This window comes from Buchnera aphidicola (Takecallis taiwana) (assembly GCF_039355125.1).
GTDB classification, from domain to species: domain Bacteria; phylum Pseudomonadota; class Gammaproteobacteria; order Enterobacterales; family Enterobacteriaceae; genus Buchnera_L; species Buchnera_L aphidicola_AG.
This window is the reverse complement of sequence record NZ_CP134979.1, coordinates 31,789-44,278: the sequence shown is the minus strand read 5'-3', so window position 1 is coordinate 44,278 and position 12,490 is coordinate 31,789. Positions and strand designations below refer to the sequence as shown.

The following is a 12,490-nucleotide window of genomic DNA, read 5'->3' as shown; positions in this document are numbered from 1 at the left end:
AAGCTAATTATTTTATAATACTATTATTACAAAATTAAATCATATAAAAAATTAAAAATCAATTAGAATATAAATTACGTTTAACTTGTAAAATACGATTTAATACTTGATGCGAAGAAACACCACCGGTTGAATTCTTACTATTAATACACATGAAAATATTTAATTTTTTATATAAATCATTTTGAAAAGCCTGGTGATATTTTTTAAAACAATTAAGACTTAAATCCTCTAAAGTACATTTTTTTTTTATTGCTTCTAAAACGATTTTTCCAACAATAAAATGTGCTTCTCTAAATGTTACACCTTTATTAACTAAATATTCTGTTAATTCAGTAGAATTAGCATACCCTTTTTTAGCAGACGTTAAACATACATCTTGATTAATCTTTATAGTCTTTATGACTAAAGAAGTCATCTTTAAACACATAATCCAATTATCAATTGCAGAAAATAAAATTTTTTTATCTTCTTGCATATCCTTGTTATAAGACAAAGGTAATCCTTTTAATACGACTAACATACTCATTAAACAACCATATACTGTACCTGTTTTACCTCTAATCAACTCTAATGCATCTGGATTTTTTTTTTGAGGCATCAAAGATGAACCAGAAGTCACATAATCTGATAGTTCAATAAAATTCACCTCTCCAGAATTAAAAAAAATTAAATCTTCAGATAATCTTGATAAATGCATCATACTAATCGATGAGATGGATAATAATTCTAGCACATAATCACGATCAGAAACAGCATCTAAACTATTTTGTGTAGAACTGTAAAAACCCATATTTAACGCTAATCTATCTCGATTAATATTACAAAATGTGCCAGATAAAGCACCAGATCCTAAAGGACTAATATTGAGTCTTAATAATGCATCTTTTAATCTATTTTCATCTCTTTGCAACATCTCAATATATGCCAGGCACCAATAAGCAAAGGTAATGGGCTGTGCTCTTTGTAAATGAGTATATCCTGGCATAATATATGCAGAAGAGATCTCAGCTTGTAAAATTAATGTATATTGTAGTTTTTTTAAATAAAAAATTAATTCATTGATAATATATTTACACCATAATTTTAAACTTGTTGTAACCTGATCATTTCGACTACGACCAGTATGTAATTTTTTACCCAAATGACCAACAAGATTAATTAATTTTAATTCTACCCAACTATGAATATCTTCTACTGTTGAATCTAACATGATTATAGGGTTACGGTCTACTATTTTTAGAATTTTTTTTAATGCATATTCAATTTTATGTTGTTCATCCCCAGTTAAGATATTACATTCCAATAGAGATTTTGACCATGCAATTGAACCTAATATATCATATTTTGCTAAAAAATAATCTTCCTGTAAAGAATTATTAAATTTCTCAAACAATGGATGCGTTTTTTGATAAAATCGACCACCCCACAATTTTTTATTTTGATTCATAAATTTATTAAACCTTTAAAATATTCATAAAAATATATAAACTGTTTAAAAAAAATTGTAATATCATTTATTTTTGTAGTGCTCGAATTTTAGAAGATAAAGATAATAATTTAATAAACCCTTGAGCATCATTCTGATTATAGACTGTATCTTTACCAAAAGTTGCAAACTCTTCTAAATATAATGTATGTTTAGCATATTTTTTAATAACAAAAACATTACCTTTATATAACTGTAATACAATTTTACCAGATAACATATTAAAAAAAACCATCGCTGAATTTTGTATTGCTTTTCGAACAGGTGTAAACCAAAGTCCATCATATACCACAGTAGACATTTTTAAACCAAGTTGTTCTCTCCATTGAAAACTATGACGGTCTAATACTAATTGTTCTACTGCTCTCATTGCTGTTACTAAAATTGTTCCACCAGGGGTTTCATAACATCCTCGTGATTTCATACCAGTCACACGATTTTCAACAATATCAATACGACCTATACCATGTTTTGAACCAATTTGATTTAAAAACGTTAACACACCTAATAAACTCAAGTTATTATCGTTAACAGAAATTGGGTATCCATTTTTAAATTCTATCGTTACGTATTCAGCTTCATTTGGAGCAGAAATAGGATCGTTTGTCCAAACCCAACAATTTTTATCCGGAGCATTCCAAGTATCTTCTAATATTCCACCTTCTGTGGAAATATGCCAAATATTTTCATCTCTACTATAAATTTTCTCTTTTGTAGCAGTTGTTGGAATATTTCTCAATTTTAAATATTCAATTAATTCTTCACGAGACGATAATTTCCATTCTCTCCATGGAGATAATACTTGTAAATTAGGAGCTAAGGCCGCATATGCCATTTCAAACCTAATCTGATCATTACCTTTTCCAGTTGCACCATGACAAACCGCAATAGCTTTTTTTTGAAGCGCCAATTTTATTTGTTCTTTTGCAATAATTGGCCTTGCCATAGCCGTTCCCAATAAATAATTACCTTCATATAGTGCACCAGTACTCAATACTGGTAAAATATAATCTCGAATAAACTTTTCTTTTAAATCAACAATACAACAATCTATCGCTCCTGACTGTATAGCTTTTTCAAATATTCCGTCCAATTCTTTTTTAGATTGTCCAATATCTGCAACAAACGCTATAACATCTAATGAATAATTTTCTTTAACCCATGGAATAATCGCGGAAGTATCTAAACCCCCAGAATATGCTAAAACAACCTTTCTATTATTCATACTGTTCACAAAGAAATTTCCTTATCTATATTTACAATCATAGTACCAATATTATGATCATAAAAAAATTTTTTTAATTATATATAATCTATCCAACCTGCAATGTACACTACTTGTTTTAAATATTTTGAAACTCTCATAGCTCTGCATTAACCTTGATCATCATACCCTCATTAATAATACCATCCAACATTAATTGGTGATACATGTTATAATTCATGGTTTTTATTATATGGCCCTCACCATTTAGCACCCCACCAACATCTGTTAACATAATCAAACACACTTGTAATTCTTGTGCTAATAATGCAGCTATTACATCAGAATCAATATTAATTAATATATGATTTTTAGTAATACCAGTGGAACTAATAATTGGTATCATATTAGACTTAAAAAGATAATGAATCAACTTTAATGAATTATTTTTAAAAAATAAAAAATCTTGTATATGTTCTGAATTAAAAACTAGAGTATCGCCATCCGTATAATGTAAACCAATGGCATTAAAACCATGCATACCAGCATATTTTACAAGATTTAAATTGATAGTGCCTGCAAATAAACCTATTTTAAAATCATTATTAGTATTATTCTTATAATCTAACTTACACAATCGATTATCTTGTATACAATCAGTAAAATTATAAAATAAAGACTTTGCCCAACTATCCCNTCCATGCANAAGTAATATATGCTGATCTAACTTTTTATATTGAGATAATATTTTAAAAAAATTATTAACAACATAATTACTAGTTAATAAAATACCTCCTAATTTGATGACTAATATATCATTCATATAAATATACTCATTTAAATACAAATTATATTGGTTCTATCTCGAATAAAACTTATAACATAAAAATTAATTTACTTTTATCTTGTTTTTTAATAATGTACATAAAGAATATGTAATATCAAATTGATTTAGTGTATAAAAATGAAAGTTTTTTACCCCTTCTGTACATAATCTTTGAATAATATTTACACATATCATTAAACTAGCCATTTTATTCAAAGTAGAATTATTACTATCAAGATTATAAAAAATATTATGTATCCAAGTTGGTACATAAACATTTGTTAACTTTACAAATCGTTGTAATTGTTGAAAATTTAAAATTGGTAAAATGCCTGGAATAATATCAACATCAATACCAATCGCAATACAACGATCTCTAAACCTTAAATATTTATCAACGTCAAAAAAAAATTGTGTAATTGCTCTATTTGCACCGCAATCAATTTTTTTTTTTAAATATAATAAATCTAATTTAGCGCTCTGTGCTTCAGGATGCATCTCAGGATATGCTGCAACCGAAATATCAAAATCAGCAATTTTTTTTAATAATGTAACTAAATCACAAGCATAAACTTCTGTACAATATTCTTGTGATATAACATCACCACGTAAAGCAACAATATTTTTAATACCATGATCCCAATATCGTTGAGCTAATTCAGAAATTTTATTAATATTATTAATATATGTAATATGAGGAGCAATATTTAAACTTAAATTCTTAGGAATATTCTGAATAGCTTGATAAGTATAATCAATCGAATATTCTATTTGTGGAGAACATGTTACTGAAATAAATTTTGGATTAAATATACTTAATTTATTAATTGTGGGTAAAAAATTGTTATTTATATTATATAATGTTTTTGGTGGAAAAAACTCAAAAGAAAAATTTACTGTAGATTGAATATCAAAAATAGTTTGATACAAAGTATCATGATGACTATAATTATTTTTCATAAATATATACCAGGTATAATTAATATAATTTATATCATATTTTTAAAATTATATTTTTTAATAATATATAATAATATTATAGTTGATTACAAATATTTTGTATAAAACGGAATAAAACTTTAAAAATATGAAATTTCAACTTGCATAATTCATGATCTAAAAGTAATATATAAAGTAAGAGAAAAAAATACTTAGCCGGCTTAGCTCAGCAGGTAGAGCAACTGACTTGTAATCAGTAGGTCACCAGTTCGATTCCGGTAGCCGGCATAAATTATTATTTTTCGGTGGAGTTCCCGAGCGGCTAAAGGGAGCAGACTGTAAATCTGTCGTCTAACGACTTCGAAGGTTCGAATCCTTCCTCCACCATATAAAATATAAAAATGCGGATATGGTATAATGGTTATTACTTTAGCCTTCCAAGCTAAAAATGCGGGTTCGACTCCCGCTACCCGCTGATATTTAGCTGATATAGCTTAGTTGGTAGAGAGCACACCCTTGGTAAGGGTGAGGTCCCCAGTTCGAATCTGGGTATCAGCAAAACAATAAAATTTTATATAATAAAAAGATACTCAATAAATCCAAAAAATTAAAATATTATAAAAATAATTATAAAAATAAAAGTATATTATATATAGTATAATATTATAAACATATTATATTATGTAATAATATATAATATTTATTGAAAAAATATCATGAAAATATTAAAAATAATAAAAATTACATTTCATATATGAAAATATTATATTTCATACAACGTTTAAAAAACGAAATTAATAATATATGTTGGCCAGAATATACTACTACACTACAAATGACATTCACGATATTTAGTGTAAGTACTATACTATCTTTAGTTTTATGGGTTATAGATAAAACTTTGTTTTTTATAATATCATCTATTATCAATATACGGTTTTAAAAATGTATAATAATAACAAAAAAAGTTGGTATATTTTACAAACGTTTTCAGGTTTGGAAAACTATGTAATACAAAAAATAAAAGAACAAATCGCATCTAGTCAAGCACAAAATCTTTTCGGAAAAATTATGGCACCAGGTGAACAAGTAGTAGAAATAAAATTTGGAAAAAAAAAAGAAAGTGAAATTAAATTTTTTCCTGGATATATTTTTATTAATATGCATTTAAATGAAAAAAGTTGGTCTCTTATAAAGAGCGTTCCAAAAGTTATTGGATTTATAGGACGCGCCTCAAACCAACCTTCTCCTATTGATGATAGTGAAATTGATAAAATTAATCGCCGATTATCAGAATTGGGAGATCAGCCAAGACCAAAAATTATATTTACACCAGGAGAAAAAATAAGAGTAAAAAACGGACCATTTATAGACTTTATAGGAATTGTGGAAAATATAGATTATGGAAAAAACAGATTGACAGTGTCAATATCAATCTTTGGCCGTTCTACACCAGTAGAACTAAATTTTAGTCAAGTTGAAAAAAATACATAAAAATATATAATACTATATTGGTATAAATAAAAAATCTTTTATTTACATAAAGAGAAATTATGGCAAAAAAAATACAATCATATATCAAGTTACAAATTTCTGCAGGAATGGCAAATCCTAGCCCCCCAATCGGACCCGCGTTAGGGCAAAAAGGAGTAAATATTATGGAATTTTGTAAATCATTTAACGAAAAAACCAAAAATTTAGAAAAAGGTATGCCAATTCCAGTAGTGATTACAGTGTATACTGATCGATCATTCACATTTATAACAAAAACTCCTCCAGCGTCTTTTTTATTAAAAAAATACTCTAAAATTGAAAAAGGCTCTAAAAAACCTAAAATAGAAAAAGTGGGACATATTACCCAACAACAAATGCAAGAAATAGCAAAAATTAAATTGTCAGATATGACAGGCGCGAATCTTGATAAAATTAAAAATTCCATCCAAGGAACAGCACGATCTATGGGATTAACAATTGAGGACTAAATGATTAAAATTACAAAAAAAAAACAAATTATATATAAAAAAATTAACCTCAATCAAGAATATAATATTGTACAAGCCATTACTATTTTAAAGAAATACAAAACACATAAATTTATTGAAAGCATAGATATTGCAATGAATTTAGGTATCGATCCAAAAAAAACAGAACAAACCATCCGAGGTGCAACAATATTACCACATGGTTTAGGTAAAAATATTAAAATTGCTGTCTTTACACAAGGTGAAAACATACAAATTGCAAGAAATAATGGCGCTAATATCGCGGGTAATGAAGATATAATACCAATTTTAAAAAACAAAAAAAATAATTTTGATATTGTTATAGCCTCCCCTGATACTATGCATATTGTTAGTAAATTAGGACCAATATTAGGTCCAAGAGGACTGATGCCAAATTTAAAAACAGGAACAATTACAGAAAATATTGGAACAGCAGTAAAAAATGCTAAAAAAGGTAATATAAGATATAAAAATGATAAAAACGGAATAATACATACTACAATTGGAAAAATTAATTTTTCAGATAATCAAATACATGAAAATATCAAACAATTTATTACAGAAATAAAAAAACTAAAACCAAAAAACTTAAAAGGAAATTTTATTAAAAAAATGACCTTATCAACTACAATGGGTTGTGGAATTATAATTGATTTAAATAGTATAATATAAATAATAGAAAATGATTTAATATTATGATGTACTCATTAGATATCTTTATAACTTTCATGAAGGATCAATAAAATACATGGCATTAAATTTAGCAGAAAAAAAAAATATCGTTATAAAAATTAATCAAATTGCAAAAACAGCATTATCTGCAGTTATTGCAACACTAAAAAATATCCCAGCAAATAAAATTACCGAATTAAGAAAAATAAGTCGTACAGAAAACGTATTTTTATATGTCATAAAGCATACCTTGCTCAAACTTTCTTTAAAAGATACACAATTAGCATGCTTAAATACAAAAATTAACGGATCAACTCTAATTGGCTTTTCATTAGATAATCCAGGCAGTGCAGCAAAAATATTTCAAAGATTTTCTCAAGAAAATCAAGGCTTTTCAATTATAACCGCTGCCTTGAATAATAAAATTCTATCACAGATAGAAATTCATGATTTAGCAAATTTACCAAATTTCAAAGAAGCAATAACACGTTTTATAATAACCATAAAAACTGCAACGATAGGACAATTATTTTCTACATTATTAGCGATTAAAGATAAGAAAATAATATTAAAATAAATACTACTGTAGTAAACTAAAACATTAAATAAAATTAATTTTTATTGTTGTTAGGAATCTTGAATAATGGCTATTACAAAAGAACAAATAATAGACGCAATATCAACAATGTCTGTTATCGAAATTGTTGATCTTGTTTCTACTATGGAAAAAAAATTTGGTGTATCTTCTATTCCAGTTGTCACAAACAATGAAAATCAACAATCACAACAACCAGAAGAAAAAACAGAATTTGACATATTTCTAAAATCATTTGGCAAAAACAAAATATCAGTTATTAAAGCTGTGCGCAGTACTATGGGATTAGGATTAAAAGAATCAAAAGATTTAGTAGAATCAGCGCCAACTATGCTAAAAGAAAAAATCAGTAAAAAAGATTCTGAATTATTTAAAGATACTTTAGAAAAAGCCGGTGCTACTATTGAAATTAAATAATTTACATTTATAATAATAAATTATATATATNTTNATAACATATAAATGCTGGTGAAATATAGTATCACCAGCTATAGTATATTATTAATAATACTATTATAAAATAAAAAAATATTATAAACTATAATATACTAAAATAATACATAAATGTTAATTTCATGTTATTGTTAGCAAAAAATAACAATATTTATAATTCACGTTATATATATTAAATTATATTTAATATATATAAATCCATTATCTAAAAGATTGGGCGTATAATAGTGTATTCTGAAACTGAAAAAAAACGCATTCGGAAAGATTTTGGAAAATATGTAACAGTGTTAGATATTCCCTATCTCCTTTCTGTACAAATAAAATCTTATAAGAAATTTATTCAAAAAGATAAAACAGGTCAAAAAGGTTTAGAATCAGTTTTTCAATCTATCTTTCCAATTAAAAGTTATAATAATAATGCAGAATTACAATATGTTGATTATTTCCTAGGAACACCAATATTTAACGCTAGGGAATGTCAAATTAGAGGTACAACATATTCTATATCGGTACGTGCAACGTTACGATTAATAATATATGAACCAGATGGAAAAAAAGAAAATATTAAAAATATAAAAGAACAAGAAGTATATATGGGTGAAATACCGATTATGACGAATAATGGAACATTTATTATCAATGGAACTGAAAGAGTCGTCGTATCGCAACTTCACAGAAGTCCAGGAGTATTTTTTGATAATGATAAAGGAAAAACACACTCATCTGGAAAAACGTTGTACAATGCTAGAATTATACCATATCGAGGTTCTTGGTTAGATTTTGAATTTGACCATAAAGACAATTTATTTGCACGTATTGATCGACGTAAGAAAATTCCAGTTAGTATCATATTACGTGCTTTAGGATACAATACCACAGAAATTTTAAATTTATTTTTTGATAAAATGATTTACCGATTTATTAATAATAAAATCTATTTAGAATTTGAACCTACGATATTAAAAAATGAAAAAATATCATTCAATATTATTCATAAGAATATTATCTACATTAAAAAAGGAGAAAAAATTAATAATCAACATATTAAAATGTTAAAAAAAGAAAATATTACATCAACACCAGTACCAATCGAACATTTAATCGGTAAAATTGTTTCTAAAGATTATTATGATTCAAAAAATAAAAAAAATCTTGTTCCTGCAAACACAAAACTGACAGCAGAATATATCAAAAAAATAAAAAAAAATAATATCTGTACTATAGAAACGATTTTTACAAATCGTGATAATCGAGGGCCATATATTTCAAAAACATTAAAAATGGACCCAGCATCTGATACGACAAGCGCACTCATAGAAATATATCGTATTATGAGACCAGGAGAACCACCAACTAAAGAAGCATCCGAACATCTTTTTGAAAATTTATTCTTTTCAGAAGATCGATACGATTTATCTTCCGTTGGAAGAATGAAATTTGATAACGCGTTATGTAAAAATAAGAAAACAAAAAAAAGTGTCTTAAGTAAAAATGATATTATTGCTGTAATTCGTAAATTAATTAATATCAGAGATGGTAAAGGTAAAATTGATGATATTGATCATTTGGGTAATAGACGTATCCGATCAATCGGAGAAATGATCGAAAATCAATTTCGAATCGGACTCATTCGAGTCGAAAGAACTATACGAGATAGATTATCTTTAGGTGATTTAGATACTTTAATGCCACAAGATATAATTAATTCTAAACCAATTTCAGCTGTTGTAAAAGAATTTTTTACATCAAGTCAATTATCACAATTTATGGACCAAAATAACCCACTTTCTGAAATTACACATAAAAGACGAATTTCTGCACTCGGAATCGGTGGATTAACTCGAGAACGAGCTGGATTTGAAGTACGCGATGTACATCCAACACATTATGGTAGAATTTGTCCAATTGAAACTCCAGAAGGACCAAACATCGGATTAATTAATTCATTAGCACTATATGCAAAAATTAATAAATATGGCTTTTTAGAAACACCATATCGACAAGTACAACATGGAATAGTAACAAATCATATACATTACTTATCAGCAATAGAAGAAAATAATTATATTATTGCTCAAGCAAGTACAAAACTTGGTTTAAAAGGCGAATTACTTAATCCACTCATTACTTGTCGTTTCCAAGGAGAATCAAATTTATTTCCAAAAAATAAAATTCATTATATGGATGTTTCTGCACAACAAACAGTTTCTGTTGGCGCATCTTTAATACCATTTTTAGAACACGATGATGCTAATCGAGCACTAATGGGTGCAAATATGCAAAGACAAGCAATCCCAACAATGAAAGCAGAAAAACCATTAGTAGGAACTGGAATAGAACGAGCTGTTGCTGTCGATTCGGGTGTTACAGTAGTTGCAAAAAGAAGTGGAACTGTACAACATGTTGATTCATCTAGAATTATTATTAAAGTCGATGATAATAAAATCACATCTGAAGAAGCTGGTATTGATATTTATAATCTTATTAAATATACTCGATCGAATCAAAATACTTGTATTAATCAAGTACCGTGTATTCAAATAGGAGATAAAATTAGCAAAGGTAATGTATTAGCAGACGGCCCTGCAACAGATTTAGGTGAACTTGCATTAGGACAAAATATGCGCGTAGCATTTATGTCATGGCATGGATATAACTTTGAAGATTCGATATTAATTTCCGAAAAAATTATACACCGAGACCAATTTACTACAATACATATTCAAGAATTATCATGTATGGCTCGTGATACTAAATTAGGACCTGAAGAAATTAGCGCTGATATACCAAATATTAGTGAATCGTGTCTCTCGAAATTAGATGCGTCAGGTATTGTATATATCGGTGCCGAAGTCACTGAAGGTGATATTCTCGTTGGTAAAGTAACACCAAAAAATGAAAGTCAATTAACACCAGAAGAAAAATTATTACGAGCAATATTTGGAGAAAAAGCATCAGATGTCAAAGACTCATCCTTAAGAGTACCGAGCGGAATATCAGGAACAGTTATAGATGTACAAATATTTACAAGAAATGGAGTAGAAAAAGATAAAAGAACATTAGAAATTGAAAATATCCAAATTAAAAATATTCAAAAAGAACTAACAAGAGAATTTAAAATTTTTAAATATTATTTATTTGAAAGAATAAAAAATATTTTAATAAAATATGGAATATCAGAAACAAAATTACAACAAATGAATCAAGAAAAATGGTATAAAATTGGAATTACTGATCAAAACATCGCTCAACAAATCAATAAAATATTTGATCAGTATTATACGTTCAAAAAAGAATTTGAAAAAAAAATAGATTTTAAAAAGAAAAAGATTGTACAAGGTGACGATTTAGCACCTGGGGTATTAAAAACTATTAAAGTATATTTAGCAATAAAACGACAAATACAAACTGGTGATAAAATTGCAGGTAGACATGGAAACAAAGGAGTAATATCAAAAATTAATCCAATTGAAGATATGCCATATGATAAATATGGAATACCAATAGATATTGTTCTTAATCCATTAGGCGTACCATCACGTATGAATATTGGACAAATATTAGAAACACATTTAGGAATGGCAGCAAAAGGTATAGGTAATAAAATCAATAACATGTTTAAAACACAACAATCAGTTACAAATATCCGTAATTTCATACAAAAAGTATTTAATACAGGACATAACATTAGACAAAAAATTAACTTTAATAATTTTTCCGATACGGAAATATTAACATTAGCACGCAATTATAAAAACGGATTGCCAATTGCAACACCAGTATTTGATGGCGCTACTGAACAAGAAATTAAAGAATTATTAAAACTAGGTGGTATACCACAATCTGGTCAAATTAATTTATTTGATGGACGCACTGGTAATAAATTTGATAGACCAGTAACAGTTGGATATATGTATATGTTGAAATTAAATCATTTAGTTGATGATAAAATGCACGCTCGATCAACAGGTTCATATAGTTTAATTACACAACAACCTCTCGGTGGAAAAGCACAGTTCGGTGGACAACGATTTGGAGAAATGGAAGTATGGGCTTTAGAAGCTTATGGAGCTGCATATACATTACAAGAAATGTTAACTGTAAAATCAGATGATGTCACTGGTAGAACAAAAATATATAAAAATATAGTAAAAAGTAATTACCATATGAATCCAGGAATGCCAGAATCATTCAATGTACTATTACGAGAAATTCGATCTTTAGGTATAAACATTGAACTCGACGATGAATAAAATATTAACAATCAACATACAACCATTTTTACAATACCTTAAACAACAGTTTTAAA

The 12,490-nt window shown here is 27.2% G+C and carries 11 protein-coding genes and 4 tRNA genes; 11 read left to right on the top strand and 4 right to left on the bottom strand.

From position 1 onward, the window contains the following. Positions 1-58 precede the first annotated feature (58 nt). From argH to RJT54_RS00195, 4 genes are all read right to left on the bottom strand, one after another. Positions 59-1,450 (bottom strand): argininosuccinate lyase, encoded by a 1,392-nt coding sequence (gene argH, locus RJT54_RS00210; protein ID WP_343128228.1) that lies wholly within the window; start codon positions 1,448-1,450, stop codon positions 59-61. A gap of 67 nt (positions 1,451-1,517) precedes the next feature. Continuing rightward, positions 1,518-2,723, bottom strand: coding sequence for an argininosuccinate synthase (locus RJT54_RS00205; protein ID WP_428994172.1), 1,206 nt, complete (start codon positions 2,721-2,723; stop codon positions 1,518-1,520). Between the two features lie 127 nt (positions 2,724-2,850). Next, entirely contained in the window at positions 2,851-3,516 is a 666-nt protein-coding gene (locus RJT54_RS00200) for a hypothetical protein (protein ID WP_343128226.1), read from the bottom strand. A 66-nt stretch (positions 3,517-3,582) separates the two neighbouring features. After that, on the bottom strand, positions 3,583-4,479 hold the full coding sequence (locus tag RJT54_RS00195) for a methylenetetrahydrofolate reductase (protein WP_343128225.1): 897 nt from the start codon (positions 4,477-4,479) through the stop codon (positions 3,583-3,585). A 194-nt stretch (positions 4,480-4,673) separates the two neighbouring features. Between RJT54_RS00195 and RJT54_RS00190 the strand changes: the two genes are divergently transcribed. The 11 genes from RJT54_RS00190 to rpoB all read left to right on the top strand — a co-directional run bounded on the left by RJT54_RS00190 (position 4,674) and on the right by rpoB (position 12,434). Further along, positions 4,674-4,746, top strand: a tRNA-Thr gene (locus tag RJT54_RS00190). Positions 4,747-4,762: 16 nt separating this feature from the next. After that, positions 4,763-4,845 (top strand) — tRNA-Tyr (locus RJT54_RS00185). Positions 4,846-4,861: 16 nt separating this feature from the next. Further along, positions 4,862-4,933 (top strand) — tRNA-Gly (locus RJT54_RS00180). A gap of 8 nt (positions 4,934-4,941) precedes the next feature. Then, positions 4,942-5,016, top strand: a tRNA-Thr gene (locus RJT54_RS00175). Between the two features lie 196 nt (positions 5,017-5,212). Further along, complete coding sequence (gene secE, locus RJT54_RS00170; RefSeq protein ID WP_343128224.1) at positions 5,213-5,401, top strand: preprotein translocase subunit SecE; 189 nt, start codon at positions 5,213-5,215, stop codon at positions 5,399-5,401. A gap of 2 nt (positions 5,402-5,403) precedes the next feature. Continuing rightward, entirely contained in the window at positions 5,404-5,952 is a 549-nt protein-coding gene (gene nusG, locus RJT54_RS00165; RefSeq protein WP_343128223.1) for a transcription termination/antitermination protein NusG, read from the top strand. A 59-nt stretch (positions 5,953-6,011) separates the two neighbouring features. Further along, positions 6,012-6,440 (top strand): 50S ribosomal protein L11, encoded by a 429-nt coding sequence (gene rplK / locus RJT54_RS00160; RefSeq protein ID WP_343128222.1) that lies wholly within the window; start codon positions 6,012-6,014, stop codon positions 6,438-6,440. Continuing rightward, the gene (rplA, locus tag RJT54_RS00155) at positions 6,441-7,133 is read left to right on the top strand and encodes a 50S ribosomal protein L1 (RefSeq protein ID WP_343128221.1); all 693 of its coding nucleotides are present in this window, start codon (positions 6,441-6,443) and stop codon (positions 7,131-7,133) included. It begins immediately after the preceding gene. Positions 7,134-7,209: 76 nt separating this feature from the next. Continuing rightward, positions 7,210-7,710 (top strand): 50S ribosomal protein L10, encoded by a 501-nt coding sequence (gene rplJ, locus RJT54_RS00150; RefSeq protein ID WP_343128220.1) that lies wholly within the window; start codon positions 7,210-7,212, stop codon positions 7,708-7,710. A 66-nt stretch (positions 7,711-7,776) separates the two neighbouring features. Continuing rightward, positions 7,777-8,145 (top strand): 50S ribosomal protein L7/L12, encoded by a 369-nt coding sequence (gene rplL, locus RJT54_RS00145; RefSeq protein ID WP_343128219.1) that lies wholly within the window; start codon positions 7,777-7,779, stop codon positions 8,143-8,145. A gap of 260 nt (positions 8,146-8,405) precedes the next feature. Continuing rightward, positions 8,406-12,434, top strand: a complete 4,029-nt coding sequence (gene rpoB / locus RJT54_RS00140) for a DNA-directed RNA polymerase subunit beta (protein WP_343128380.1) — start codon at positions 8,406-8,408, stop codon at positions 12,432-12,434. The last annotated feature ends 56 nt before the right edge of the window (positions 12,435-12,490 follow it).